The 26322-nt window shown below is 52.3% G+C and carries 23 protein-coding genes and 3 pseudogenes; 15 read left to right on the top strand and 11 right to left on the bottom strand.

Translation table 11 applies throughout. From position 1 onward, the window contains the following. Positions 1–14: 14 nt before the first annotated feature. Positions 15–761: an ATP-binding cassette domain-containing protein gene (locus tag KB892_RS11970; protein WP_004198552.1), complete on the bottom strand. Its 747-nt coding sequence runs from the start codon at positions 759–761 to the stop codon at positions 15–17. Positions 762–1141: 380 nt separating this feature from the next. Continuing rightward, complete coding sequence (locus KB892_RS11975) at positions 1142–2164, bottom strand: LacI family DNA-binding transcriptional regulator (protein ID WP_004176158.1); 1023 nt, start codon at positions 2162–2164, stop codon at positions 1142–1144. A 346-nt stretch (positions 2165–2510) separates the two neighbouring features. Between KB892_RS11975 and KB892_RS11980 the strand changes: the two genes are divergently transcribed. Then, complete coding sequence (locus KB892_RS11980) at positions 2511–3464, top strand: ABC transporter substrate-binding protein (protein ID WP_004176159.1); 954 nt, start codon at positions 2511–2513, stop codon at positions 3462–3464. Position 3465: 1 nt separating this feature from the next. On the opposite strand, the gene KB892_RS11985 is transcribed toward KB892_RS11980, so the two are convergent. Further along, positions 3466–4338, bottom strand: a complete 873-nt coding sequence (locus tag KB892_RS11985) for a PfkB family carbohydrate kinase (RefSeq protein ID WP_004179897.1) — start codon at positions 4336–4338, stop codon at positions 3466–3468. 26 nt (positions 4339–4364) lie between these two features. Between KB892_RS11985 and KB892_RS11990 the strand changes: the two genes are divergently transcribed. Next, positions 4365–5210, top strand: coding sequence for a BtpA/SgcQ family protein (locus tag KB892_RS11990; RefSeq protein ID WP_004176161.1), 846 nt, complete (start codon positions 4365–4367; stop codon positions 5208–5210). Beyond that, on the top strand, positions 5210–5854 hold the full coding sequence (locus KB892_RS11995; RefSeq protein WP_004199912.1) for a TenA family protein: 645 nt from the start codon (positions 5210–5212) through the stop codon (positions 5852–5854). Before KB892_RS11990 ends, KB892_RS11995 begins: the two co-directional genes overlap by 1 nt. A 52-nt stretch (positions 5855–5906) precedes the next feature. On the opposite strand, the gene KB892_RS12000 is transcribed toward KB892_RS11995, so the two are convergent. Further along, on the bottom strand, positions 5907–6779 hold the full coding sequence (locus tag KB892_RS12000) for an alpha/beta hydrolase family protein (protein ID WP_004199910.1): 873 nt from the start codon (positions 6777–6779) through the stop codon (positions 5907–5909). 446 nt (positions 6780–7225) lie between these two features. On the opposite strand from KB892_RS12000, the gene lysM reads away from it, so the two are divergent. After that, on the top strand, positions 7226–7675 hold the full coding sequence (gene lysM / locus KB892_RS12005; protein WP_002904908.1) for a peptidoglycan-binding protein LysM: 450 nt from the start codon (positions 7226–7228) through the stop codon (positions 7673–7675). Between the two features lie 136 nt (positions 7676–7811). Here lysM and KB892_RS12010 read toward each other — a convergent pair. After that, positions 7812–8786, bottom strand: a pseudogene (locus KB892_RS12010) (MFS transporter); the annotation flags it as partial. 187 nt (positions 8787–8973) lie between these two features. Here KB892_RS12010 and KB892_RS12015 point away from each other — a divergent pair. Next, on the top strand, positions 8974–10236 hold the full coding sequence (locus tag KB892_RS12015) for an IS1380-like element ISEcp1 family transposase (protein ID WP_000608644.1): 1263 nt from the start codon (positions 8974–8976) through the stop codon (positions 10234–10236). A 239-nt stretch (positions 10237–10475) separates the two neighbouring features. Beyond that, complete coding sequence (locus KB892_RS12020; protein WP_000134999.1) at positions 10476–11117, top strand: oxygen-binding di-iron domain-containing protein; 642 nt, start codon at positions 10476–10478, stop codon at positions 11115–11117. Positions 11118–11339: 222 nt separating this feature from the next. Here KB892_RS12020 and KB892_RS12025 read toward each other — a convergent pair. Further along, positions 11340–11762, bottom strand: a pseudogene (locus KB892_RS12025) (MFS transporter); the annotation flags it as partial. A gap of 405 nt (positions 11763–12167) precedes the next feature. Here KB892_RS12025 and pgtC point away from each other — a divergent pair. The 4 genes from pgtC (at position 12168) to KB892_RS12045 (ending at position 17280) form a co-directional block, all read left to right on the top strand. Continuing rightward, positions 12168–13388, top strand: a complete 1221-nt coding sequence (gene pgtC / locus KB892_RS12030) for a phosphoglycerate transport regulator PgtC (RefSeq protein ID WP_014343066.1) — start codon at positions 12168–12170, stop codon at positions 13386–13388. A gap of 11 nt (positions 13389–13399) precedes the next feature. After that, on the top strand, positions 13400–15394 hold the full coding sequence (gene pgtB / locus KB892_RS12035; protein WP_004176164.1) for a two-component system sensor histidine kinase PgtB: 1995 nt from the start codon (positions 13400–13402) through the stop codon (positions 15392–15394). Next, complete coding sequence (pgtA, locus tag KB892_RS12040) at positions 15384–16634, top strand: two-component system response regulator PgtA (RefSeq protein ID WP_002904899.1); 1251 nt, start codon at positions 15384–15386, stop codon at positions 16632–16634. Before pgtB ends, pgtA begins: the two co-directional genes overlap by 11 nt. A gap of 127 nt (positions 16635–16761) precedes the next feature. Beyond that, the gene (locus tag KB892_RS12045) at positions 16762–17280 is read left to right on the top strand and encodes a GrpB family protein (RefSeq protein ID WP_004199889.1); all 519 of its coding nucleotides are present in this window, start codon (positions 16762–16764) and stop codon (positions 17278–17280) included. 180 nt (positions 17281–17460) lie between these two features. Here the strand turns inward: KB892_RS12045 and KB892_RS12050 are convergent, their stop codons facing one another. After that, positions 17461–18369 (bottom strand): LysR family transcriptional regulator, encoded by a 909-nt coding sequence (locus tag KB892_RS12050; RefSeq protein WP_002904893.1) that lies wholly within the window; start codon positions 18367–18369, stop codon positions 17461–17463. A gap of 216 nt (positions 18370–18585) precedes the next feature. Between KB892_RS12050 and KB892_RS12055 the strand changes: the two genes are divergently transcribed. The 3 genes and pseudogenes from KB892_RS12055 (at position 18586) to KB892_RS12065 (ending at position 21809) form a co-directional block, all read left to right on the top strand. Further along, complete coding sequence (locus tag KB892_RS12055; RefSeq protein ID WP_004199887.1) at positions 18586–19572, top strand: aldo/keto reductase; 987 nt, start codon at positions 18586–18588, stop codon at positions 19570–19572. Between the two features lie 45 nt (positions 19573–19617). After that, entirely contained in the window at positions 19618–20799 is a 1182-nt protein-coding gene (locus KB892_RS12060) for an aldo/keto reductase (protein WP_004199885.1), read from the top strand. A 65-nt stretch (positions 20800–20864) separates the two neighbouring features. Next, positions 20865–21809: pseudogene (locus tag KB892_RS12065) on the top strand (SMP-30/gluconolactonase/LRE family protein). Between the two features lie 51 nt (positions 21810–21860). Here KB892_RS12065 and KB892_RS12070 read toward each other — a convergent pair. Beyond that, on the bottom strand, positions 21861–22898 hold the full coding sequence (locus KB892_RS12070; RefSeq protein ID WP_004179866.1) for an aldo/keto reductase: 1038 nt from the start codon (positions 22896–22898) through the stop codon (positions 21861–21863). A gap of 217 nt (positions 22899–23115) precedes the next feature. Next, positions 23116–23220 carry a helix-turn-helix domain-containing protein gene (locus KB892_RS31130; protein WP_077257447.1) on the bottom strand — a complete coding sequence of 35 codons (105 nt, stop codon included), beginning with the start codon at positions 23218–23220 and terminating at the stop codon, positions 23116–23118. On the opposite strand from KB892_RS31130, the gene KB892_RS31135 reads away from it, so the two are divergent. Both KB892_RS31135 and KB892_RS12080 read left to right on the top strand, forming a co-directional pair. Beyond that, positions 23185–23304 (top strand): hypothetical protein, encoded by a 120-nt coding sequence (locus tag KB892_RS31135; protein ID WP_223174606.1) that lies wholly within the window; start codon positions 23185–23187, stop codon positions 23302–23304. The genes KB892_RS31130 and KB892_RS31135 overlap by 36 nt on opposite strands. A gap of 280 nt (positions 23305–23584) precedes the next feature. Then, positions 23585–23749 (top strand): hypothetical protein, encoded by a 165-nt coding sequence (locus KB892_RS12080; protein ID WP_004221585.1) that lies wholly within the window; start codon positions 23585–23587, stop codon positions 23747–23749. A 421-nt stretch (positions 23750–24170) separates the two neighbouring features. Here the strand turns inward: KB892_RS12080 and gap are convergent, their stop codons facing one another. Both gap and KB892_RS12090 read right to left on the bottom strand, forming a co-directional pair. Beyond that, positions 24171–25181 (bottom strand): type I glyceraldehyde-3-phosphate dehydrogenase, encoded by a 1011-nt coding sequence (gene gap / locus KB892_RS12085; protein WP_002904873.1) that lies wholly within the window; start codon positions 25179–25181, stop codon positions 24171–24173. Positions 25182–25259: 78 nt separating this feature from the next. After that, the gene (locus tag KB892_RS12090) at positions 25260–26240 is read right to left on the bottom strand and encodes a GlxA family transcriptional regulator (protein ID WP_002904870.1); all 981 of its coding nucleotides are present in this window, start codon (positions 26238–26240) and stop codon (positions 25260–25262) included. Positions 26241–26322: the final 82 nt, after the last annotated feature.

Raw genomic sequence — 26322 nt, forward strand, 5'->3', positions numbered from 1 at the left:
CTCATCCTGTTACCTCAATGTGCTGCCGCAGAGCGGGCGGTGAATTTTTCGCCCACAATCAGGTTAACGATATCGCTCAGGCTGGTGTCGGACACCCGTCTGTCGGCGACGTTGGTACCTTCATACATCACCATGATCCGGTCGCAGACCAGGAACAGGTCCTGCAGGCGGTGGGTAATCAGAATCACGCTCACCCCGCGAGCGGAAACGCGGCGAATGAGCTCCAGAACCGCTTCAACTTCCGCGACGGCCAGCGCGGCGGTGGGTTCATCCATAATCAGCACTTTCGGGTCAAAGGCCGCGGCGCGGGCGATGGCTATAGCCTGGCGCTGGCCGCCGGAGAGATTTCGCACCAGCAGCCGGGTATCCGGAATGGAGATCCCGAGCCCTTTAAGCATCTCTCTGGCATCGGCGTGCATTTTGGCCTCGTCGAGAAAGGGGATGCCGAGGACCGATTTCATCGGCTCACGGCCCATAAACAGATTGCCCGCGACATCGACCGTGTCACAGAGCGACAGATCCTGGTAGACCATCTCGATATGGCAACGGCGTGAATCGGCCGGATTCGTAAACTGTTGCTGTTCACCGTCGATACGAATCGTGCCGCTGGAGGGGATCACCGCGCCAGAGAGCACTTTGGTCAAGGTGGATTTCCCCGCGCCGTTATCGCCCACTAAGCCCAGCACTTCGCCCGGGGCCAGCTCAAGGTTGACTCCGCGCAATGAGCGTATCGACCCGTAGGTCTTGGTGATATTGATCATCTCTACCCTTGGCGGGGTAGTTTGTGGCTGCTGCATCTGATAACTCCCATCGCTGTGGCCGGGAAAATGTTCGCCATCCTGCGGGAGAGACTCTATCCGACACGGTTTACAATCTAGTAAACCGGTTTACCTGCGGACCAGAGCACTCGCCAGTGCAGTCAGGACAAACGCTATGTAAGATATTTGTTCGCCAGTAAGAACATTGCAGCATCCGTGCCAGGGCAGTAACCACACAGCAGCCCTGTAACTTAACCTTATGTATTCAATACACTTAATTGAATACAATCCGGTAAACCGGTTTACTGATTATAGTGAATAAATTGTTAATTGATCGTTTTTTGCGCCAAAAGCGGGCGCTTTTGCGCCATTTTGGGACGGGCTTAACAAATCTTGATCGAGTCGCGGCCAATCCATTCAACCGGCAGGCGGGTTTCCGCAGGGATATCCGGATCGTCGTTTAGCAGTCGCATCATGATGTTCACCGCAGTGCGGCCCAGTTCGCGGGCGGGCTGACGGATAGTGGAGATCCGCGGCTGGGTAAAATCGGCATAGTTGGCGTCATCGAAGCCGACTAACGATAGCGCCTCTGGCGCCTGGAGCCCACTGGCGCGCAAGCCGTCGAGCAGACCGAGCACCAGATAGTCGCTGGCAGCGAAGACGGCGGTAGGGCGAACCTGTTGGCTGAACAGGTACCGCAACGCTTGCTGGCCAAACTCGCGCTGGTAGTCGCCATACATCACCCATTCGGGCGGCCAGCTCAGGCCCGCTTGCTCCATCGCGGTGCAAAAGCCCTGATAGCGCTCGCGGACGCTCATCAGCTTGTCCGGGCCACCGACGAAAGCGATATGGCGATGCCCGGCGGCGATCAGTTTTTCGGTGGCGATCCGCCCGCCCTGGACGTTATCGGCAAACACTTTCGGTACCTTACTGCCGGGAATATCTTCATCCAGCAGGACAATCCGTTCGTGACGCTGGACTTCCTTGCGCAGCAGGCCATTATCGGGGCGGTTGGTGGTGAACAGCAGACCGTCGACCTGGCAGGTATCCAGCCAGCGAATGAACTGGCACTCTTTTTCCGGGTTGTTGCGGGTGATACACAGCACCAGGCTGTAGCCGCTGGCAGAAGCGGCCTCTTCGGCTGCGTCGGCCAGTTCGGCAAAGAAGGGGTTGGTAATATCGGGAAGCACCAGGCCAAGCGTTTCGCTGCCGCCTTTGCTAAGACGGCGTGCCAGGCTATTGCCGCGATAGTCCAGTTCGCGAATGGCGGTTTCGATGCGGTCGATGGTGTCCTGCGGCAGCACAATACTGTTGTTCATATAGCGCGACAGGGTCGCCTTCGACAGCCCGGCCAGCTTTGCCACATCGGATAACAATACACGTTTTATACTCATTTCCTGCGCCATTTGTGCCAGAATCGGCTATCTGTAACATAGTTAAGCGCGGTGGATACAGCAATTTCTCTGCGAACAATCACCAAAAATAAATGCTTGACAAATTTTAATCAGCAGAGAATTGTATAGGCAGTTTACCGCATTATCCGGGAAGTCATTCCCAACCCCGTTTAAGTTATTCCAGTCGCGCACCGACACGGACCGGTTGCCGGGATGACATTAAGCAGGTATCCGCCGAACGTTCAATGATTGTTCTGGCGATATAGACGATATTTGCCCGCCAAAAAAAATAATCCTTCTGCGTTCGCATGCGGCGCGGAACTCTGCTGGCTATCAACTATTCCCGACGAGGATACTGATGATGTTATTTCACACCGGAAAACTGCGTTTCCTTGCTGTCGCCACGACCATGCTGGCATCCATGAGTTTTATTTCTGCCGCCAGCGCTGCCGGTCCGACTTATGCGCTGGTACAAATCAACCAACAGGCGCTGTTCTTTAATCTGATGAATAAAGGCGCACAGGATGCGGCCAAAGCCAGTGGCAAGGATTTAGTTATTTTTAACTCTAACGATAATCCCGTGGCGCAAAACGACGCGATAGAAAACTATATTCAGCAAGGCGTTAAAGGCATTCTGGTTGCTGCTATCGACGTTAACGGGATCATGCCAGCGGTTAAAGAAGCCGCCGCCGCAAACATTCCGGTGATTGCGATTGATGCCGTATTACCGGCCGGGCCACAGGCAGCTCAGGTCGGCGTTGATAATATTGAAGGCGGCAGAATTATCGGTCAATACTTCGTGGACTACGTGCAGAAAGAGATGGGCGGCCAGGCGCGACTGGGTATAGTCGGCGCGCTGAATTCGGCCATTCAGAACCAGCGGCAGAAAGGGTTCGAAGAGACGCTGAAAAGCAATCCGAAGATTACTATCGCTAACGTGGTCGACGGGCAGAATGTGCAGGATAAAGCGATGACCGCGGCGGAAAACCTGATCACCGGTAATCCGGATCTGACAGCGATTTATGCCACCGGCGAACCCGCGCTGCTCGGCGCTATCGCCGCCGTAGAAAACCAGGGGCGGCAGAAGGATATTAAAGTCTTTGGCTGGGATCTGACGGCGAAGGCGATTTCCGGTATTGACGGCGGCTACGTCACCGCCGTACTGCAGCAGGACCCGGAAAAGATGGGCGCCGAAGCCCTGAATGCGCTGAACAGCATCACGTCGGGTAAAACCGTGCCGAAAACCATTCTGGTTCCGGCGACGGTGGTAACCAAAGCGAACGTCGATTCATACCGTCCGCTGTTTAAGTAGGTCAGCGCGCCCCGTCCGTGGTTAACAGGGCGGCGAGCTCACGGCTGCCGGGAAACGCGCTGAGCGTCCCCCGGCGGCTAACCGTAATGGCGGCAGCGCGACTGGCGTGCGCCAGCGCCAGCGCATCCGGCGCGACGCCGCGCAGCAGGGCGGAGGCCAACATGACGGCGAGGAACGTGTCGCCCGCGCCGGTAGTATCAAGCGCCTCGGCGGGCACGGCGGGACAAAACTGACGCTGGCCCTCCTGGACCAGCCAGGCGCCTGCGGCGCCCTGGGTAATCACTAAGGTTTTCACCCCGTATGGCTGGAGCAGCTCGGCCTCGGATTCATTGACCACCGCGATGTCGATGAGGGGCCACAGATGGCAAAAGTCAGGATTGACAGGTGAGGGGTTGAATACCGTCGTCATGCCGCGGCTTCTGGCGTACTGGAACAGCGCCCGCGTTTTATCGAGGGAGAAATTGCCCTGCTGTAGCAGAATATCGCCAGCGACGGCATCCGCCATATGCGGAATCATTTCATCCAGGCTGAATGTATCGGCCGCCGCCGTAGTGGTAATGATGGCGTTGTCGCCATCAGCGCTATTTAAAATAATCGAGGTATCGCTATGTTGATTGAAATGGCCGTCGGGTAGTAGCATCAGTGGTTCATTTTTTATCTGCTGGCGGATCCACGCGCCGTTGCTGTCATTTCCCGTGGCGGCAATTAAACGCGTCTCTATTCCGCAGCGGGATAATATAATCGCCTGGTTCGCGCCTTTACCGCCGATATCCTGCGACACTTTAACGCCGTGAATGGAGGCTCCTTTTTTCGGTATATCCGGAATGGACCAGGTTTCATCTACGGTAATATTACCAGTAACGTAAACACGCATAGTGTTCCCTTAACAGGATGGATAAGATGGTTGCTATCTCAGCAGAAAAAACGAATGCAATACAAGCTATTTTTTCACGAAGCAAGGCTGTTATTGGTGTTATTCATTGCGACCCATTTCCTGGCTCGCCAAAATATCGAGGAAAATCAGTCTCGGATATTGTTGAACGTGCGCTTCGCGATGCTGAAAATTATATTTCAGGCGGTGTTCATGGTCTGATTATTGAAAATCATGGCGATATTCCTTTCTCTAAACCTGAGGATATCGGCCATGAAACCTCCGCGCTGATGGCGGTCATTACCGAGAAAGTTCGTGAACGTTTTGCTGTGCCGCTGGGCATTAACGTTCTGGCTAACGCGGCGATCCCGGCAATGGCGATCGCCCTGGCGGGAGGCGCCGATTTCGTCCGCGTAAACCAGTGGGCCAACGCCTATATCGCCAACGAAGGATTTATAGAAGGGGCGGCCGCTAAGGCGCTGCGCTACCGCAGTATGCTGCGCGCTGAACATATTCGCGTTTTTGCCGATAGCCACGTTAAGCACGGTAGCCATGCCATTGTCGCCGATCGTTCGATTCAGGAACTGACGCGCGATGTCGATTTCTTCGAGGCTGACGCGGTGATCGCCACCGGCCAGCGTACGGGCGATAGCGCCACGATGGCGGAAATTGACGAGATCCGCGCGGCGACGGAACTACCGCTCCTGGTGGGCTCCGGGGTGACACCGGCTAACGTGAAGCAGATCCTCGGGCGGACTCAGGGGGTCATTGTGGCCAGTACAATGAAGGTCGATGGCGTCTGGTGGAACGATGTTGAGCTGGCCCGGGTGAAACATTTTATGTCGGTCGCGCAGGCCGCGCTGGAGGAGGCATAATGGAAGCGTTTAGCGAACGCCTGCTGCGCGAACATCAACCGGCGTGGCAGGCGATGCAGCAGCACCCGTTTGTGACTGATATCGAACAGGATCGTCTGCCGACAGTCGTCTTCAACCGCTATCTGGTGTTTGAGGGCAACTTTGTCGCGACGGCAATCGCGATTTTTGCCCTCGGGGTCAGCAAAGCGCCGGGTATTCAACAGCAGCGCTGGCTGATTGGCGTGCTGAATGCCCTGGTTGATATACAGATCGCGTGGTTTGAACAGGTGTTGTCAGCGCGGCAGATCGATCCCGCTGAGTACCCGGATGATTTGCCCGGGGTACGGCGCTTTCGCGACGGTATGCTGCGGACCGCCCACGAGGGCAGCTATGAGCAGATTGTGACCCTGATGTTCGGTGCGGAATGGATGTACTATTTCTGGTGCCGACGGGCGAGCGAACATTATCAGAGCGATGCTGATTTACGACGCTGGGTGGAAATGCACGCTGAGGACGAATTTTATCAGCAGGCTCTCTGGCTAAAAAACGAACTCGACCGCTGCGCCATGGCGCTGAGCGAAAACGAAAAGCAGGCGTTATCGGCGCTTTACGGCGAGGTGCTGCAGTGGGAAATTGATTTCCATCACGCGGCGTACGAGGAGTAGCCGCGAGGTGAAGAACAGGAGGCGCCGGAAGCGGCGTCTCCTGAAATATTGCTCAGGTCGTCCGCCTCTTATCCGGGCAATGTCTCTCCAGCCATTGTGCGACGAGGGGCCATAATTTCTCCGCATTCCGGGTACGAAAGAAGCCCATATGACCAATGGATGAAAGTCCGTAATCCGCCCGCCGTATTTCACGGCGTTCTATTTTTGCGTTTTGCGCTGGAGCAAGCAGGCGTGAGATGGCTTCTGTATTAGCCCAAGGGTCGTCATCAAAACCCAACACCAGAATAGGTAAGGTTATCTTTCCTGCCCGCTGACGCGCATCCCACTCCGGGTCGTCATAGAAATATTCAGGCATCGCGCTCCAGCGTCCCCACTGAAGCATCGCCGGAGCCGGTAAATCTTCACCCAGCCCGAGACGTCTGGCTGGCATATACCCAAAGAGCCGGCAAAGTGCCGGCCCCAAAACGCGCAGTAAACACCATACTCGCAGCTTTTCCTTCGTTTGGCTGATAGTGCTTGTCACGCCTGCGTGTGAGGCAATCATGACGGCGGCTCGCAGGTCGGTGGAGGCGGAAGATAACAGCACGGCATGCCCGCCAATACTGTGCCCAATCGCCAGCAGGGTAAGGCCAGGGGCTCGGGCTTTCGCCCACGCGGTGATGCATCCAACGTCCTGCTCGATCCAGTCGGACATGGTGTTTTTGTTGTGACGGACTCTCCCGGACTTCGAAAGACCAGTGCCCCGGTAATCATAAGTAATGACACTAAACCCCCTTTTATAAAGGTATTCAGCGAATCCTTTATAAAATCCCTGTACAACGGCCGTCGCCGGGTGAACGATCACCAATGCTTTGGCTTTGTGTCTTTGCCAGAGCGTGGCGGCGACAAAGCCGCCCTGGCTTACGGGGATGATGACAGGTTCCATGAGTCTCGCCTTGTGTGGTCATACCAGTTCAACCTGGATTTACTGTAGCTGCTGCGGCAGAAATCAGCGAATGTTTTTGAGACGATCTCAGTAAGAAAAACGTCCTGAAAGCATTGGCGACCAGAATCAGGAGCCCTCAGGCGGGGTGCCAACTCCCAGCCTGCCATTTAAATCCTTTCACAATCAATCAGCCTCTGCGCCAGGTGCCTTGTGTTCGGGGGGATAATGTCCGCTTTAGTTTCGTGTCGCCTTGCCGGAATACAGACTTTCCTGCCATACCATGGCAAATTTCCTGCACTTTGACGCTCATTGATTATACTTTGATGGCAGCTTGTGCTGCCTCAAGCAGTTGTCGCGATGGTGGATATCAAAACCAATATCCCGAACATTGGGTCAACGGGGCCGAGGAACATGTGTTCATGTAACAGTCGTGGAGGTATGGAAAGATGGGATTATTAAATTTTGTGAAAGAAGCGGGCGAGAAAATATGGGATGCCGTCTCCGGCGACAGTAAAGAAGATCGGGCTGAAAAGCTGAAAAAACATATCGATGGACTTAATCTGCCTGGCGCCGAAAAGGTCAATATTGATGTTGCGGAAGATGGCACCGCAACGGTCACTGGTGATGTCGCTTCGCAGGAGGATAAGGAAAAAATTCTGGTTGCGGTCGGGAATGTCACTGGCGTAGGCCAGGTCAGTGACGGCGTTAAGGTGACGCAAAGCGGGGCGGAAAGTCGTTTTTACACGGTCAAATCCGGTGACACTCTGAGCGCAATCTCAAAAGCGATGTATGGCTCGGCCAATGAGTATCAACGCATTTTTGAAGCCAATAAACCGATGCTGACCCATCCCGACAAAATCTATCCGGGTCAGGTGCTGATTATCCCGGCGAAGTAGGCCACTCAGCAGCAACATCAGTGATGGCAGGAAAACTTGCTTTATACCGCTGTCGGAAGCCGCCGCGGACATCTATTCCTCTATCAACGACAAAAGAGCCAGCAAGCTGGCTCTTTGTTCCCCCGGGTTCAGGCGCTTACTGTGCGTCAGCCAGTGCCAGTCGGGCCTCTTCCTGCTCGGTGATTTTACGCTGTTGCTCAAGTTCCAGCGCGCCGCGATGAGAGAGGTAGCAGAAGAGTATGCAGCAGACGATCCCGCCCATCAGCAGATAGAACCCGCCGTGCCAGCCCATTTTATCGACCATTACGCCGAACAGGCTGGTGCCTAACGATGCGCCAAAGATATAGCTCATAAATCCGCGCAGACCCACAGCTGAACCGACGGCAAAGCTGGGGACGATTTCCATGGTCTGGACCGAGGCCAGAAACTGCGGGACATAAATAAGGCAGCCCACAATCGCCGCGAATACCGTGACCATCAGTAGCGATTCGCTTTTCCAGTAGCCGATCAGACAGATGAAGATTAGCGTCATACAGATTATGGCTAACGGCATCCGGCGCCCTTTAAACAGCTTGTCGGAGAGCCAGCCGGCCAGCAGAGTAGACGGAATTGCCGCCCACTCAAAAAACAGGAATGCGACGCTCATTTGTTCTTTGGAAAAATGTTTCACCGTCAGCAGGTAAATTGGCAGCCAGCTGATCATGCCGAAACGCACCATATAGACAAACACATCCACAAAGGAGACATACCAGGCGTTTTTGTTACGCAGTACGTAGGTACAGAAGATCTGAAATGCGCTCATGTTCTCCGGCGCTTTCTGGCCGTGTTTGGTCTTCAGCACCACTTTCTCTTCCGGCATCATCTCTGCCAGCGAAGGCAGACCTTCCTCGCGCGGCGAACCCTTACCCAGCACCAGTACGCTAATGGCGAATACCACCGCCACGCAGGCCGGTACAATGTAGCTGGCGCTCTGCCAGTGCTCGGTGCCGAGAATGGCGAATGCGGCGCCGACGATCGGGGCGACAATTCCGCCGCCGACGTTATGGGAAATGTTCCAGAACGCCCCTACGCGGCCACGCTCACGGCGCGGGAACCAGTTCGCAATAGTAATACCTAGATTCTACGTCAGTACTTCAAAAAGCATAATCAAAGCCTTGATAAATATGCATTCCTTCGAAATTCAGCTTTCACCCATTGGGTGAAAGAAAAGTGCTCAAAAATATGTTAAATTATCAGCTTTTATGACTCGATATATGGTAAAATAATAGTAAGAAAAGTAGTAAAAAGGGGTTCTAATTATGATTAATAAAATTGATTTCAAAGCTAAGAATCTAACATCAAATGCAGGTCTTTTTCTGCTCCTTGAGAATGCAAAAAGCAATGGGATTTTTGATTTTATTGAAAATGACCTCGTATTTGATAATGACTCAACAAATAAAATCAAGATGAATCATATAAAGACCATGCTCTGCGGTCACTTCATTGGCATTGATAAGTTAGAACGTCTAAAGCTACTTCAAAATGATCCCCTCGTCAACGAGTTTGATATTTCCGTAAAAGAACCTGAAACAGTGTCACGGTTTCTAGGAAACTTCAACTTCAAGACAACCCAAATGTTTAGAGACATTAATTTTAAAGTCTTTAAAAAACTGCTCACTAAAAGTAAATTGACATCCATTACGATTGATATTGATAGTAGTGTAATTAACGTAGAAGGTCATCAAGAAGGTGCGTCAAAAGGATATAATCCTAAGAAACTGGGAAACCGATGCTACAATATCCAATTTGCATTTTGCGACGAATTAAAAGCATATGTTACCGGATTTGTAAGAAGTGGCAATACTTACACTGCAAACGGTGCTGCGGAAATGATCAAAGAAATTGTTGCTAACATCAAATCAGACGATTTAGAAATTTTATTTCGAATGGATAGTGGCTACTTTGATGAAAAAATTATCGAAACGATAGAATCTCTTGGATGCAAATATTTAATTAAAGCCAAAAGTTATTCTACACTCACCTCACAAGCAACGAATTCATCAATTGTATTCGTTAAAGGAGAAGAAGGTAGAGAAACTACAGAACTGTATACAAAATTAGTTAAATGGGAAAAAGACAGAAGATTTGTCGTATCTCGCGTACTGAAACCAGAAAAAGAAAGAGCACAATTATCACTTTTAGAAGGTTCCGAATACGACTACTTTTTCTTTGTAACAAATACTACCTTGCTTTCTGAAAAAGTAGTTATATACTATGAAAAGCGTGGTAATGCTGAAAACTATATCAAAGAAGCCAAATACGACATGGCGGTGGGTCATCTCTTGCTAAAGTCATTTTGGGCGAATGAAGCCGTGTTTCAAATGATGATGCTTTCATATAACCTATTTTTGTTGTTCAAGTTTGATTCCTTGGACTCTTCAGAATACAGACAGCAAATAAAGACCTTTCGTTTGAAGTATGTATTTCTTGCAGCAAAAATAATCAAAACCGCAAGATATGTAATCATGAAGTTGTCGGAAAACTATCCGTACAAGGGAGTGTATGAAAAATGTCTGGTATAATAAGAATATCATCAATAAAATTGAGTGTTGCTCTGTGGATAACTTGCAGAGTTTATTAAGTATCATTGCAGCAAAGATGAAATCAATGATTTATCAAAAATGATTGAAAGGTGGTTGTAAATAATGTTACAATGTGTGAGAAGCAGTCTAAATTCTTCGTGAAATAGTGATTTTTGAAGCTAATAAAAAACACACGTGGAATTTAGGTTAGACTATAAATAGAAAAAGGCGTTTTGACAATGACAGAGATTATCAAAGATTTATACCAATTTACAGAGGTAATGGAGCCGATTAAGCTTTCAATGCACCAATACTTATTGATGACAAATGAGCCTGTTCTCATTCAGACCGGAGCCGTATCACAAGCGCAAACTACCATTCCTAAGTTGCAAGAGTTGCTCGGTGAACGCAAAATAAAATACATTCTAATTTCTCATTTTGAATCAGACGAATGTGGCGGACTTGCTTTGGTTCTCAAAGAACATCCCGAAGCTGTCGCGGTTTGTTCCGAAACCACAGCAAGACAACTGATGGGGTTTGGTATTACTAACAATGTGCTTATTAAAAAGCCGAATGAAATATTTGCCGGAGATGATTTTGAATTTCAAACTATCAGTTACCCATCTGAAATGCATATGTGGGAAGGACTTTTATTTTTTGAAAAGAAACGTGGTATTTTCTTTAGCAGCGACCTCATGTTCGGCATGGGTGAGAATCACGGACAAGTTATCGAAAGCAGTTGGGACGCAGCGGTAAAATCAAGCGGCGCAGATACATTGCCCAATCAAGAATCCGGACAAAAGCTATCCTCGGATTTGAGTGAGATTGAACCTAAGTTCGTTGCTTCCGGTCATGGGTTTTGCATTACGATTGTAGGATAAATCAAGCAAATAGACCTTGCAAAATAAGCATTTGCAAATATACCACTTCATAAAACCGTATACTGTAATTATCAAGATTTTGAACGATATTGAAAAACAGTAACTTAAAGGCTCGATATATTTATAATATATCGAGCTTTTTTCATGTCTAAAAACTTGGGGGTATATAGTGAAAAATACCGTCCCAACGTCCCAAAGGCTGATAAGTAGGCGCATTATATGGGTAATAAAAGAGGGGCCGACCCCCATACCCTGAAACAGGCCGTTCAGGACAACCAGCGCAGCGAAGACCCAGAATGCGGTACTGAATCCTAATCCGACGTTGACGATGGCGCACAGCACCAGGCCACAGGCCATAAAGACTTTCGGGCTGGCTTTATCCGCGAGGCTGCTCATTACGCCTTTACTGATCCCGTAGGCGATGAGCATACAGCTGCTGAGCAAACCGATCTGCGTGGCGCTGAGGTCTAACTGTTCTTTCAGATAGGGCGTGGATAAGGTGAAGTTATTGCGCACGATATAGTACGCCAGGTATCCCAGAAATACGCTTAGCAGCGCCTGCATACGGTATCGACCATAGGTTGCCTGAATTTTCTCAGCAGGAACTTTATTCGCCGACGGGCCTTTTTTTAATAATGATAACATGTCGTCACCTGTATTTATATTGATATGAACATCAGGAGTAATTACCCCGAAGGGTGAAATAAGCGGCTAAAAAATTCAAATCGTCGAAATGAGTCAAAATTGACTCAAAATAATGCAGGGACGGGTTGTTTTTGACCCATCTGGCATGAGCGAGATTTTGCGTAATTAATTTTGCGCTGATTTTATGTCCGGCTTGTGCGGACACTAACAAATTGCCTAATCATTATCTGGTAATCTTTCCCGATATTCCCGGACGCCCGTTTGACTATTTTTCCGCTCGCGGCGATTAATTCACCAGATGTCATAAACGGGTAAGTTTTGTCTCAACGCGGTTTTTACGGTATTTCAATATTTATGAACGGGATCACAAACATATTTCTTCGTGGGGTCGGGATAATGAGCAAAATGTTCGCGCTGCTGCTGCTGAGCGCATGGCTGAGACCCTGTGCGGCGCAAGGCAATGAGCTGGTGATGGCGACGACATTTTCTCCCAGCGCCACCGTGTGGATTATCGATCGCTGGCAGCAAGAGTCGGGGTCGGTGATGATAAGGACGCTCAACCGCACCAGCGCCTCGCTGGAACAGTTGCTTGATACGGCAAATGCCGAAAATGTCGATCTGATCCTGACTTCGTCGCCGATGCTGCTGCAGCATCTTCAGGAGCATCAAAAACTGGCGCCGTTCAGCGGTGCGCCGGCAGTAAGCCAACATCTTGTGCCGGAATCCATTCGCTCCACCTCCGTGGCCGTGGCGATCTCCGGGTTCGGTTTGCTGATGAATCGCTTGGCACTGATGACCCGGCATCTGCCTGCGCCAGCGGACTGGGATGACCTGACCGATCCCCGTTATCAGGGGGCGCTGCTGATGAGCAGTCCGTCGCGTTCGGATACTAACCATCTGATGGTGGAGTCGCTGCTGCAACAAAAAGGCTGGATTAAAGGATGGGAAACGCTGTTGACGACGGCGGGAAATCTCGTGACCATTTCATCCCGCAGCTTTGGGGTGGCAGATAAGATTAAAAGCGGCCTGGGCGTGGCTGGTCCGGTGATTGATAATTACGCCAATCTGCTGCTGAACGATCCGCACCTGGCTTTTACCTATTTCCCTCAGTCGGCGGTTTCGCCGACCTATGTCGCAGTGCTTAAAAACAGCCAGCACGCCAGCGAAGCGCGGCGGTTTATTCGCTATCTGTTAAGTCCGGAGGGCCAGACGATCCTCGCCGACGCTAATACCGGGAAGTATCCGGTAACACCGCTGGCGCCAGGCAATCCACGGGCGGCGCAGCAGGCGATGCTGATGAATCAACCGCCATTAAACTATCGATTGATCCTCAAACGTCAGCGTTTGGTTCAGCGAATGTTTGATACGGCGATTAGCTTTCGTCTTGCCCAGCTCAAAGACGCCTGGCGAGCGCTGCATAGCGCGGAGGTCCGTCTTAAGCGTCCGCTGCCCGAGATACGGGCGCTGCTCACCCGTGTCCCGGTGGATCCGGCCAGCAGTGAGGATGAAGCCTGGCTGGCTCAGTTCGACAACAAAAGTTTTGCGGAACAGCAGATGATGGAGTGGCAGCTCTGGTTTCTCAACAACCAGCGACAGGCGATTACTAAACTGGAAGAACTGAAATGACGGACAGGTCCATGCTGCAACGCCTGCGGCAAATCAGTATCAGTAGCAGTCTGCGCGGGGCATTTCTGACGGGGGCGCTGCTTACGCTGATTGTCAGCAGCGTAAGCCTCTATTCCTGGCATGAACAAAGTTCGCAGATCCGCTATTCGCTGGATGAGTATTTTCCGCGCATCCATGCGGCTTTTCTGATTGAAGGGAATCTCAACCTGGTGGTCGATCAGCTCAATGAATTTCTGCTGGCGCCAAATACCACGGTACGACTGCAGCTGCGCAACCAGATTATCCAGCATCTGGACAAAATAGAACGGCTAAGTCAGGGGTTGTCGCCGGCAGAACGCCAGCAGTTGGGGGTGATATTGCAGGACAGCCGCGCGCTGCTGGCGGAACTGGATCGCGTGCTCTACAACATGTTTCTGGTTCGTGAAAAGGTGGGAGAGCTTGCGGCGCGGATCGACTGGCTGCACGATGATTTCACCACCGAGCTGAATTCGCTGGTGCAGGATTTTACCTGGCAACAGGGAACGCTGCTCGATCAGATTGAAGCCCGACAGGGGGATGCGAGGCAGTATCTGAAACGCGCCCGGGAAGTGCAGAATGAACAGCAGCAGGTCTATACCCTGGCTCGTATTGAAAATCAGATCGTTGACGACCTGCGCGACAGGCTCAATGAACTGAAATCCGGGAATGATGACGGCATGCTGGTGGAGACGCATATCCGCTATCTTGAAAACCTGAAAAAAACGGCGGATGAAAATATCCGTGCGCTGGATGACTGGCCGAGCACCATTACCCTGCGACAAACGATAGATGAGCTGCTGGAAATTGGCATGGTGAAAAATAATATGCCGGATACCATGCGCGACTATGTTAGCGCGCAAAAAGCGCTCGTGGAAGCCAGCCGGTCCAGAGAAGCGACGCTGGGGCGCTTCAGAACGCTGCTGGAAGCCCAGCTTGGCAGCAGTCACCAGCAGATGCAGATGTTTAATCAGCGTATGGCGCAGATTGTCCGGGTCAGCGGCGGGTTAATCCTGGTGGCGACCTTGCTGGCGCTGCTGCTGGCATGGGGGCTAAACCATTATTTTATTCGCTCGCGGCTGGTGAAACGCTTTACCGCGCTGAATCAGGCGGTGGTGCAGATTGGTCTGGGCCGGACCGAGGCGACCATTCCGGTTTACGGGCGCGACGAGCTGGGACGTATTGCCGGTTTGCTTCGTCATACCCTGGGTCAGCTTAATGCGCAAAAACAGCAGCTGGAACAGGAGATTGGCGAGCGAAAAGCGATTGAGGCCGATCTGCGCGCCACGCAGGACGAGCTGATCCAGACCGCTAAACTGGCGGTGGTGGGGCAGACGATGACCACCCTGGCGCATGAGATTAATCAGCCGCTGAACGCGCTGTCGATGTATCTTTTTACGGCGGGAAGGGCGATCGAACAGGGACAGGCGGAGCAGGCGCGGACGACGTTAAGCAAAGCAGAAGGGCTGATCAACCGCATTGACGCGATTATCCGCTCCCTGCGCCAGTTTACCCGCCGCGCAGAACTGGAAACGCCGCTGCATCCGGTCGATTTGCGTCAGACGTTTACCGTGGCGTGGGAACTGCTGGCGATGCGTCATAAGCCTCAGCAGGGGACGCTGGTGATACCGGATGACACTGTCTGGATCCAGGGGGACGAAGTGCGCGTCCATCAGGTGCTGGTGAACGTGCTGTCCAATGCCCTCGACGCCTGCCCGCACGCCGCGCAAATCACCGTGAGCTGGCAAATCCAGGGCGGAAGGCTGTGCGTGTTGATTGCCGATAACGGCCCTGGCTGGCCTGCGGCCTTACTCCCTTCGCTGTTAAAGCCGTTCACTACCAGTAAAACCGTGGGGCTCGGAATAGGGCTTTCGATATGTGTTTCGCTGATGACGCAAATGGAAGGGGCGTTGCGCCTGGCGTCGACGTTTACACGCAGTGCCTGCGTGGTGCTGGAATTCAATTTGACGGATGTAAAAGATGTTGAGTAATAACTGTTCGATTCTGCTGATTGACGATGATGCCGATGTGCTGGATGCCTATACGCAGCTGCTTGAGCAAGCGGGGTATCATGTCAGCGCCTGTAATAATCCGTTTGATGCGCGGGAGCAGGTGCCGAAAGACTGGCCAGGCATTGTTTTAAGCGACGTCTGCATGCCCGGCTGCTCCGGTATCGATTTAATGACGTTGTTTCATCAGGATGACGATCTGCTGCCGATTCTGCTTATCACCGGTCACGGCGATGTGCCGATGGCGGTGGAGGCGGTGAAAAAAGGGGCTTGGGATTTCCTGCAAAAGCCGATCGATCCGGGCAAGCTGCTCACGCTGGTGGACGCCGCGCTGCGTCAGAGGCAATCGGTTATCGCCCGTCGCCAGTATTGTCAGCAAAAATTACAGGTTGAGCTTATTGGCCGCAGCCAATGGACGGTTCGGTATCGCCAGCGCCTTCAGCAGCTGGCAGAAACGGATATTGCGGTATGGCTTTACGGCGAGCCGGGAACCGGCCGCATGACCGGCGCGCGTTACCTGCACCAGTTAGGACGGCACGCTGAAGGTCCGTTTATCGCCTGCGAGCTGACTCCGGCTAACGCCCATACGCTTAATGAACTGATCGCCCAGGCCCAGGGCGGGACGCTGGTCTTAAGTCACCCCGAGCATCTGACTCACGAGCAACAGCATCAGCTGGTACAGCTGCAGAGTCATGAGAAGCGGCCTTTTCGCCTGATTGGTATCGGTAGCGCTTCGCTGGTGGAGTTGGCCGCCAGCAGCCAGATAGTGGCGGAACTCTATTACTGCTTCGCGATGACGCAAATTGGCTGCCAGCCTCTGTCAAAGCGACCTGATGATATCGAGCCGCTGTTTCATCACTATTTGCAAAAAACCTGTCAACGGCTGAATCATCCCGTCCCGGAGGTGGATGCTGGTCTGTTGAAGGGGATGATGCGCCGGGTGTGGCCAAATAACGTTCGCGAACTGGCGAACGCCGCCGAGCTGTTTGCAGTGGGGGTATTACCACTTGCAGAAACGGTTAATCCGCTGATGCACATCGGCGAGCCGACGCCGCTGGATCAGCGGGTTGAGGACGTCGAACGGCAGATCATCACCGAAGCGCTGAATATCCACCAGGGACGTATTAATGAGGTGGCGGAGTATCTGCTGATACCGCGTAAAAAACTTTATCTCAGAATGAAGAAGTATGGTCTGAATAAAGAGCACTACAAAGGGGTTTAGGGCATCTTGTCAGACGATGGTTGAAAACTATGAGGACAGATACAGATTATAAATGCCTTCAAGTCAGCAGAGGCGATTTATGTTATTGTGACTGCTTAAATTTCCTTAAAAGGTGTGACTGTTGAACATGCGAATATTGACTGTAGTTGATTATGATGAGATGTGGCCGGCTTTATTTGAGAACGAACGTACTCTGTTGCAGATGACGCTTGGTAAAGTGATATCCCGGATTCATCATATTGGTAGCACCTCGGTGCCTGGATTATCAGCTAAGCCAGTAATAGATATATTAATCGAAGTTGCTAATCTTGAAGAACTGGACAGTTTGAATCAGGCAATGGAGGGTGTAGGATATACTGTGCGTGGTGAAAACGGCATTTTAAATCGTAGGTACTTTACAAAAGGTGGAAATCAGCGTAGTCATCATATCCATGCGTTTGCCACCGGGGATGCTCAAATCATAAAACACCTGGCATTCCGTGATTACCTTATTAAACACAATGACGTAGCCATTCAGTACGCTTTAATGAAAAAAAGCGCGATGTTATTATGTGAAAATGACAGCCACCGATACAGCATTTATAAAGCGGATTTCATTCAGAAACATCTTCGTATGGCGCTTATTGATGCGGGTCACCTGGGCTAGCCTTCTAATAAACTACAACCCATGTTTTTTTGTAATTTTTCACAGCGTTACCTCTTGTTTCTCCATTATTAGCAAACAGCACGCCTTGCAGACTCCCTGCGGCTTCCTGCAACTGAGCATTCTGAATAAGCGACGGGGCGATAAAGCCGATAACGCATCGTTCAGTATGGAGGCACTATTTCACAACCCCAGCGGCCTGGCCTCCTGTATGAACTCAATCAGAAGGCGAAGCCCGGTCGGCAATTGCCGGCGGCTTGAATAATAGATATGAAAACCTTCCTCTAGTGGGGACCATTCCGTAAGCACCAGACGGAGCCGTCCATCCTTGACATAGGGTGCAACAAGAGGCTCCGGAAAATACATCAGGCCAGCCCCGCCCAATACGGCCACCAGACCCGTTTCGGCATGATTGACCGTCACTGAGCCTGGCACTGTCATTTGGTATGTTTCGCCGTCTCGCGCAAGTTCCCAGCGATAAACCCGATCGTCACCGAGACGATTGCTGATGCAGCGATGGTGTAATAAATCATCCGGATGTTCAGGCGTTCCGTAGCGTTCCAGGTAATCAGGGGAGGCCGCGATAACCCAGCGAATATCGGCAGATAAACGCCGGGCAACCATGTCCTCCGGGACGGTGCCACCATAGCGGATGCCAGCATCGAAGCCCGCATCAGTCACGTCAACCATACGGTTGCTGGCCACAATATCGATTTCAATATCGGGATAGCGATCCATAAAAGCGGGCATGACCGGCGCAAGCAAAAGATTTGCCGCTTCAACGGCTGCATTGATGCGGATACGTCCGGTAGGGGTATTGCGATACCGGTTAAGCGATTCAAGCGCGCCTTCTATGGTGTCGAAAGGCTGAAGAACAGACTGAACCAGTTCCTCGCCGGCTGCCGTAGGGGTGACGCTCTTGGTCGTGCGATTAAGCAGGCGAACCCCAAGCCGGGTTTCCAGCCCCTTCAGGGCATGACTCAGCGCTGATGCACTGACGCCTAGTTCAATTGCCGCACGGCTGAAGCTGCGATGACGTGCAATCGCCATGAAATAAATAAGATCGGCAACATCAGCTCTGCTTATTTGCATACAGAAAAGTTTTCCTTATGCGGCGTTAAAACCCGAATGCGTTGATGAAGAAATGATATACACCTTAGACCGATTAGGGCTAATCCGTTGCTGAATTTTTTTCACAAGTCCATTCATGCACGTCCACTCACTGTACACGTTGTGCTTCGTTATTCTTGAAAATCATGCGCTCTGGCTGGTAGGCCAGGGCGGAACACTCATCTAACGGAGCCGTTTATGAACTATACGCATCTTGGCCGCACCGGCCTGAAAGTCAGCCGCCTTTGTCTCGGAACCATGAATTTTGGTGACGTCACCGACGAGAAGACCAGCGCCCGCATTCTGGATGAGGCGCTTGAGGCGGGTATCAATTTCATTGATACAGCAGACGTGTATGGCACTGAACAATCTCCCGATATCCAGCAAGGCTCAGGGCTGTCCGAGGAAATTATTGGTCGCTGGCTTCAGCAGGGTGGCCGCCGTGAACGCATCGTTCTGGCGACAAAAGTCTATCAGCCTATGGGGCCAGGTCCGAACGATCGCCGGCTTTCTGCGTATCATATTCGCAAGGCCTGCGAGGACAGTTTGCGACGGCTTAAGACCGACCATATTGACGTCTATCAGATGCATCACATCGATCGTCATACGCCGTGGGAAGAGATCTGGCAGGCCATGGAACTGCTTGTTCAGCAGGGAAAGGTTCTTTATATCGGTAGCAGCAATTTCGCGGGCTGGGACATTGCGACTGCGCAGTCAGTCGCCACGGCCCGTCATTTCCTGGGCCTGGTCGCCGAGCAAAGTCTTTATAATCTGACAGCCCGCACCATTGAGCTGGAGGTCATTCCCGCATGCCGCCATTTTGGCCTGGGGTTGATCCCCTGGAGCCCGCTTGCCGGAGGGCTGCTTGGCGGCGTACTGAAAAAGATGGCAAGCGGGCGCCGTGCCAGGCCCGCGTTTGCCCGTCTAATCGAACAGTATCGTCCGCAGCTGGAAGCCTACGAGGGATTATGTAAGGACCTCGGCGAAACCCCTTCCGATGTGGCCCTGGCCTGGCTCCTGCAGAATCCTGTCGTTACCGCTCCACTGATTGGGCCTCGTACGGTCGAACAACTCCAGCAGGCGCTTCACGCAACGACAGTCACGCTATCAGACGACACCATGAGCTGTCTCGACGAAATCTGGCCCGGCCCCGGGGGAGAAGCGCCCCAGGCTTATGCCTGGTAATGACCAATTAATGAATCCTTTCTTCGTTATAGGGAGTTCCAGTTTATGAGCAAGATGATCCATGACCAGCCTTCTGCTGCCGCACCCGCTTCCCGGGACCGGCGCAATTTTCTGATCGCCGGCGCCGGTCTGGCGTTGGCCGCAACCACCCTTGGCAGGAGCGGCGCCGTGATGGCGAAACCGGCTGGTCAGGACACGCTGAACGCCCCTTCGGATGCTGCTCCCGTCCGGAAGGAAACCTTAACCACGCGTAAACTCGGCTCGCTGGAGGTTTCCAGCATGGGACTCGGGTGCCTGCCGATGGTGGGTTATTACGGCGGAGGTCCGCGCGATCGTAAAGCCATGGTTTCGCTTATCCGGGCAGCCTTCGAACAAGGTATCACGTTCTTTGATACTGCCGAGGTCTACGGCCCCCATCTCAGTGAAGAATTTGTCGGGGAAGCATTGGCCCCTGTTCGCGATCGTGTAGTGATTGCCACCAAGTTCGGTTTCGGCGTGGAAGAGGGGAAGCCAACTTCCCTAAACAGCCACCCTGACCATATCCGCCGTGCCGTAGAGGGCTCACTAAAGCGTCTGAAAACGGACCACATCGATCTTCTTTATCAGCATCGCCCCGACCCGAATGTGCCGATCGAGGATGTGGCGGAAACCGTGAAGGCGCTGATCCTGGAGGGGAAAGTGAAACACTGGGGACTGTCGGAAGCGAGTGCCAGGACAATTCGCCGCGCACATGCGGTACTCCCTGTGACTGCGGTGCAGAGTGAGTATGCCATGTGGTGGCGGGAACCAGAGACGCGAATATTTCCAACGCTCGAAGAGCTGGGTATCGGTTTCGTACCTTACTGCCCGACTGCCCGCAGCTTCCTCGCCGGAGCAGTCAATCCAAGCCAGCGGTTCGACAGCACCGATCGGCGGCATAACCTGCCACGCTTCCAGCCCGATGCCCTGGCCAAAAACATGGTGCTGCTTGAATTCGCGCAGTCGTGGGCCCGTCGCAAAAACACCACTCCGGTTCAGTTCGCGCTGGCCTGGGTAATGGCCCAGCGGCCCTGGATTGTCCCTATCCCGGGTACGACGCAATATCCGCACCTGATAGAAAACAGCGGCGCACCGCAAGTCCGGTTGACGGACAGAGAGCTACGCGAAATCGATGCGGCGCTTGCCAAAATCCCATTGCAGGGCGGTCGCGCCGATCCGTTTACCGAAAGTCAGTTTGATAAAAGTTAATACCTGCTGTCACAGGGAGACTGCAGGTGAAGTCTCCCTCTGTATTATTGCCGGGGATAAACCACATGAATGGACTAAATCATAACGCGCTTACATGCAGTGCCGTCCCCATACCGCCCTGGGAGCGTCCTCTCCAGACCGTGGAGGCCCAGCCGTACTTCAACGTTTCACAGGCGTCGCTCGTGCTCGAAGGGATCGTGTTCGATCGGAACAATAACCTGCTGTTTGTTGATGTGGCGACGGGGCGCGTGTTTAAGCTAACCCCGGAGCGGCAGCTTTCCATTGTCCTTAAGGAGAATTCATTCGGTGCTTCCGGCCTGGCGGTACACAAAGATGGACGGATCTTTATCGCCTCGGTGGGCGATATGCAGCGAGGTTCTGTTCGGGCTATCGAACCCAACGGCACCCGTGAGCAGATGATTGTTGCTCCTGATGCCGGATTTCTTGTCAACGACCTGGTCTTTGATAATTAGGGCGGATTTTATTTCACTGACAGCCGGGGAAATTCAGCCGATCCACAGGGTGGGGTGTTCTACGTTAGTCCCAATGTCGGGTCAATTCATGCCATCCTGCCTGGACTCGCGGTCGGGAACGGCATAGCGATTGACCCCGTCGGCTCTCAGATATGGGCCACAGAACACGCTAAAAACAGGCTTCATCGCGTAAGACTGTCAGACGCCACCACGGTCGCCCCGTTTGGTTCAGTTGTTACCTATCAGTTCACCGGGCCGGCGCCAGACGGGGCCCGTGTCGACAGCGAAGGCAATGTATATGTGGCCATCTCAGGCCAGGGCCGCGTCATGGTCTTCAACCGCAACGGACTGCCTATTGGGCAAATTGTGCTGCCTGACCGCGACAAAGGCCGTAACCTTAAATCGACAAGCCTGGCGATCCGCCCCGGGCATCGCGAGTTGTTTATTGTCGCTAACAGCGGGACCGAACCTGGTGGAGCGATGATTTTTCGATCGGGCGCATTCGCGCCGGCACCGTTTCCCTTTTCACATCAGTGACCGGGAATGAGTGGTCTGGGAGACCCGGCAACGCCGGGCCAGGGCAGGGTGTTAATAGTTCTGGATCGCTGAAGGTGGCGTGAGGGAAGGCGGCGTATCCGGAAGCGGGGGAATGATCCCGTCAACGGGGTGTGGCAGATAGCGAGCTTCCAGTTCCGTGATTTCGGCATCGCTAAGTGAAAAGTCCAGCGCGCTGATAGCCGTGGAAAGATGTTCTGGTTTCGTTGCGCCAATGATCGGTGCTGTGATGACGGATTTTGATAACAGCCAGGCAATTGCAACATGAGCTCTTGGCACCGCGTGCTTTTCGGCAATGCTGGCAACAACATCAATCACGGGCTTATCCAGAAGGGCTGCGTTCTCATACATTTTTAACGCAAAGGCATCGTTTTGCGTTCGTCGGGACGTGACACTCCAGTCGCGCGTTAGCCTGCCGCGTGCCATCGGACTCCAGGGGATCACCCCAACGCCTTGGTCTTCACACAGGGGCAGCATCTCGCGCTCTTCTTCCCGGTAAAGCAGGTTGTATTGCGGTTGCATCGTGATAAATCGGGTCCAACCGTTACGCTCAGCGGTATGCTGCATTTTTGCAAAGCGCCAGGCTTCCATAGAAGATGCGCCGATATAACGCGCTTTTCCTGCTTTAACGACGTCATGCAGAGCCTCCATGGTCTCTTCAACAGGCGTGGAGTAGTCAAAGCGATGAATCTGAAAGAGATCCACATAATCCATGCCTAAGCGCATCAGGCTATCGTCAATAGACTTAAAAATGGCCTTGCGGGAGAGAAACCCGGTATTGGGTGAGTTGCGCCACGGAAAGAAGGTCTTTGTCGCTACAACGATCTCGTCGCGTCTGGCCATCTCTCTCAGCGCTTTTCCTGTAATTTCTTCTGAACTACCGCCCGAGTAGATATTCGCGGTATCAAAAAAATTAATGCCGGCTTCAAGCGCCTGACGAATGAGCGGTCGTGACGCCTTTTCATCCAGGGACCAGGGTTGAGGCAAACGTTCAGGTTCGCCATAACTCATACAACCGAGACAAAGACGGGAGACTTTCAATCCGCTACGACCCAGATTCACATACTTCATTCGGTGTTCCTTCTTTTATTGCCAGCAATTATGTATGTGACAGGGTATTGCACTGGTATGAAGGGAACCAGCATGCGCCATTGAATGGTGTTATGAGTTTTTTTCACAAGTAGACAACATTCTCATACGCAAGCCTAGGCCCAAAGTCGGTATAGCGTTCGCGGATAATATTGAGTGCGTACCGGGCAAGACCATCAGGTAGCTGGTTATTGCTGGGTTATCCACGACGGCGGTTAGGCATACTCAGTGGGCCTGATTGATTGTAACGCGAGAGAAGGCGTCGGCACTGGCGATCCGGAATACCCAGGCGCTGCGCGGCCATCTGAGTGGTCAGACGCCGGTCGACAACGTCATGAATGATTTAGAGTCGGTTAACTTCATCCAAAGTAAAAATGCCGGTGCATGATCCGTCATCAGAATCCTTTGATTGGGAAACTATCTTTAAAAGCAGTGATCGCTGTGGTGAGACTGTAGCGCGGACATGTCTATTTGGTCAGAGACGGACATCTCAAGTTAGCTACTACAACATGAGTACGCATAATGTATATTATGTTAAATGCAATGTCGTACTCAATAACGTCATCTTTGATAGCTGCCTCTTCCCACATCAACACTATGACCGTCATTCCTTTCATGCACGTGAATGCTGCGCTATAAGGCAAAATGTTCGAGGTGATAAATCAAGCATGGCTTTTAACAATCACTTCGCCCACTACAGCCTGTTCTCCTACAGTAAAAGCCAGGGAAATTCATTCAGCCACACCTGCTGCTTGTACTGTCCGGCATATCTTACTGCTGTTGCATTTTCTGACCGAACGCGTCACGGGATGCCAGATGAAATGCTCATTTGATAGCGCGCCGCCTGCAGTGTGTATCAACCGGGCTTGATCAGCCACAGACGTGATTATCAAAAAGATGCCAGCTTCGTTTTCCGCACTCAAATGGCGAGTGCCATCGCGACCATAAACAGAACCGCCAGCTGAAGTTGAATGGTGTACTGAAGCCCAACGCAGCCGGCTTCCATGTTGACAGGCTCTGCCTCACCTCCCCCTTCCCTTGTATCTGGTGATTAGCTACCACCAGGGAGCACCTGACTACAACATATCGCAATTCCGTTCATCGCCGAAAAAGCATAAATGCTCTCTCGGGCATTTATGCTTTTATATCGCGGTCAGAAAGATTTGTTATGTTTCATCTATGAATGATACTCGAGCCACTATTCATCCAGCTGAACTGCTTATACTTTTACAGATGAATACAACACACAGTGGATTAGCTTTCACGCTTTGCCATCATCAATGCCAGATCAACGAGACGATTAGAGAATCCCCATTCATTGTCGTACCACGCCAGAATTTTGACCATATTACCGCCAATCACCAGCGTTGATAGACCGTCGATAATCGACGAGCGTGGGTCTCCCTGGTAATCGCTGGAGACGAGCGGTTCATCGCTATAACCCAGGATCCCTTTCAGAGGTCCCGCTGCGGCGGCTTCGCGAAAAGCATTGTTCACCTCTTCGACCGTCACATCTCGCTCAAGCGTGACGGTGAGGTCAACAATGGACACCACTGGCACAGGGACGCGTAGCGAGTATCCCGTTAAACGCCCATCCAGCTCAGGAATAACTTTACCCAGAGCCTTCGCTGCGCCGCTGGAGTAAGGCACAATCGACAATGCGGCGGCGCGAGCCCCGCGCAGATCTTTTTCCGGCTGATCGTGCAGCGCCTGGCTGTTGGTGTAGGCATGGGTGGTGTTCATCAGACCATGCTTAATACCGAAATGCTGGTGCAGGACCTGTGCAGCAGGTGCAAGACCATTGGTGGTGCAGCTTCCGTTGCTGATCACGTAGTGTTTATCCGGGGAGTAAAGGCTCTCATTAACGCCCATCACAATGGTTAAATCATCGTTTTTACCCGGGGCAGAGATAATCACGCGCTTGGCGCCACCGCTGTGGATATGTACAGCAGCCTTTTCACGGTCCGTGAATAATCCTGTAGCCTCAATAACGATGTCGACTTCACACTGACGCCACGGAATACTGGCCGGGTTGCGTTCACTGAATACGGTAATGGGTTTACCATCAACAACAAGCCCCCCTTCACCCGCGGTGACCTCTGCATCCAGCTTACCGAGAAGCGAGTCGTATTTCAGCAGATGCGCCAGCGTTTTGCTGTCCGTCAAATCGTTGATTGCCACAATTTGAATATCCGGATTATTCAGTGCTGCGCGCAGTACATTGCGTCCGATCCGGCCAAAACCGTTAATACCGACCTTTACCATAATTAACTCCTTATCGATTATCGCTGGAGTCAGAGTAGGACGGACGGGTTATGGCGTAAATGACAAAAAAGGATCACTTTACGCCATTTTGCGACAGTGAAATCGTTGACGATATTCACCTGGAGTGAGGTTAAGCTGTTTCTCAAACAAGCGTCGCAGGTTAATACTGCTGCCAAATCCCGTTTGCTCGGCGATACGATCCAGCGTCTCGTGAGTCTGCTCCAAACGCTGCCGCGCGGCGGCCAGGCGGGCTTCCGCGACGTACCGCGCTGGCGAAGCGCCGGTTTCCCGGGTAAAGACGCGGGTGAAATTTCGCGGACTCATGGCGACTTTTTCCGCCAGCTTATCTACGCTGAGGTCGGCGGTGAGGTTTTCGAGCAACCACGCCAGCAGATCGTTAATCGGGCCCTGGGTGGCGGTCTGCTGAAGGTTATAGCGGCTAAACTGCAGCTGGCCTCCCGGGCGACGCAGATACATGACGAAGTCCTGGGCGATATCGCGCGCCAGGCTGAAGCCATAGTCTTCTTCAACCAGCGCCAGCGTAAGATCAAAGCCGGAACTGACCCCGCCAGAGGTCCAGATATGTTCGTCCTGAATATAGAGCGGCCCGCCCTCGACGCGGATCTGCGGGAATTCCGCCTGCATGGTTTCCAGCAGCTTCCAGTGGGTAGTGGCCCGTCTGCCGTCCAGCAGTCCGGTTTGCGCCAGCAGCATCGCACCGCCGCAAATGGAGACTATGCGGCGGGCATGGGGAGCGGCAAGGCGCAACCAGTCAACCACTGCCATCCCCTCCTGCGGGTTTTGACCTCTGCCGGTAATCATGATGGTATCGAGGGGCTCGCGAGGGTCAATCTCATGCAGACGATGGTCGGCCAGCAGATTTAAACCTGACTGACCATGGATAACCTGATGCGGTTGAGTTGTCGCTAGCTTGACCTGGTAGCAGATTTCCCGGGCACCTTCCGGGTGCAGGCGGTTGGCCTGCATCAGAATGTCAGCAATACCGGCGGATTCAAACAGCATGCCGCCATCGGGTACAATAATAAGTATCTTTTTCATGTCCTGAAAAGTAATCTTTTTACAGAATAAGTCAACAAAAGGATGTAAAAACCTGAAGGCTCGGAAAGAGTGGTTTCATACG

The sequence above is a fragment of the Klebsiella sp. P1927 genome (genome assembly GCF_018204675.1).
GTDB lineage: Bacteria > Pseudomonadota > Gammaproteobacteria > Enterobacterales > Enterobacteriaceae > Klebsiella > Klebsiella pneumoniae.

Coding starts and splice junctions, on each gene's coding strand:
- KB892_RS11995 (WP_004199912.1), top strand. CDS start 5,210: ATGGAAGCGTTTAGCGAACGCCTGCTGCGCGAACATCAACCGGCGTGG.
- gap (WP_002904873.1), bottom strand. CDS start 25,181: ATGGTAAAGGTCGGTATTAACGGTTTTGGCCGGATCGGACGCAATGTA.
- KB892_RS12070 (WP_004179866.1), bottom strand. CDS start 22,898: ATGAAGTATGTGAATCTGGGTCGTAGCGGATTGAAAGTCTCCCGTCTT.
- KB892_RS11990 (WP_004176161.1), top strand. CDS start 4,365: ATGGTTGCTATCTCAGCAGAAAAAACGAATGCAATACAAGCTATTTTT.
- KB892_RS31130 (WP_077257447.1), bottom strand. CDS start 23,220: ATGGCCGCGCAGCGCCTGGGTATTCCGGATCGCCAGTGCCGACGCCTT.
- KB892_RS11970 (WP_004198552.1), bottom strand. CDS start 761: ATGATCAATATCACCAAGACCTACGGGTCGATACGCTCATTGCGCGGA.
- pgtA (WP_002904899.1), top strand. CDS start 15,384: ATGTTGAGTAATAACTGTTCGATTCTGCTGATTGACGATGATGCCGAT.
- pgtB (WP_004176164.1), top strand. CDS start 13,400: ATGCTGCAACGCCTGCGGCAAATCAGTATCAGTAGCAGTCTGCGCGGG.
- KB892_RS12090 (WP_002904870.1), bottom strand. CDS start 26,240: ATGAAAAAGATACTTATTATTGTACCCGATGGCGGCATGCTGTTTGAA.
- lysM (WP_002904908.1), top strand. CDS start 7,226: ATGGGATTATTAAATTTTGTGAAAGAAGCGGGCGAGAAAATATGGGAT.
- KB892_RS11985 (WP_004179897.1), bottom strand. CDS start 4,338: ATGCGTGTTTACGTTACTGGTAATATTACCGTAGATGAAACCTGGTCC.
- pgtC (WP_014343066.1), top strand. CDS start 12,168: ATGTTCGCGCTGCTGCTGCTGAGCGCATGGCTGAGACCCTGTGCGGCG.
- KB892_RS12015 (WP_000608644.1), top strand. CDS start 8,974: ATGATTAATAAAATTGATTTCAAAGCTAAGAATCTAACATCAAATGCA.
- KB892_RS12060 (WP_004199885.1), top strand. CDS start 19,618: ATGAGCAAGATGATCCATGACCAGCCTTCTGCTGCCGCACCCGCTTCC.
- KB892_RS12045 (WP_004199889.1), top strand. CDS start 16,762: ATGCGAATATTGACTGTAGTTGATTATGATGAGATGTGGCCGGCTTTA.
- KB892_RS11975 (WP_004176158.1), bottom strand. CDS start 2,164: ATGGCGCAGGAAATGAGTATAAAACGTGTATTGTTATCCGATGTGGCA.
- KB892_RS12080 (WP_004221585.1), top strand. CDS start 23,585: ATGGCTTTTAACAATCACTTCGCCCACTACAGCCTGTTCTCCTACAGT.
- KB892_RS12050 (WP_002904893.1), bottom strand. CDS start 18,369: ATGCAAATAAGCAGAGCTGATGTTGCCGATCTTATTTATTTCATGGCG.
- KB892_RS12000 (WP_004199910.1), bottom strand. CDS start 6,779: ATGGAACCTGTCATCATCCCCGTAAGCCAGGGCGGCTTTGTCGCCGCC.
- KB892_RS12055 (WP_004199887.1), top strand. CDS start 18,586: ATGAACTATACGCATCTTGGCCGCACCGGCCTGAAAGTCAGCCGCCTT.
- KB892_RS12020 (WP_000134999.1), top strand. CDS start 10,476: ATGACAGAGATTATCAAAGATTTATACCAATTTACAGAGGTAATGGAG.
- KB892_RS11980 (WP_004176159.1), top strand. CDS start 2,511: ATGATGTTATTTCACACCGGAAAACTGCGTTTCCTTGCTGTCGCCACG.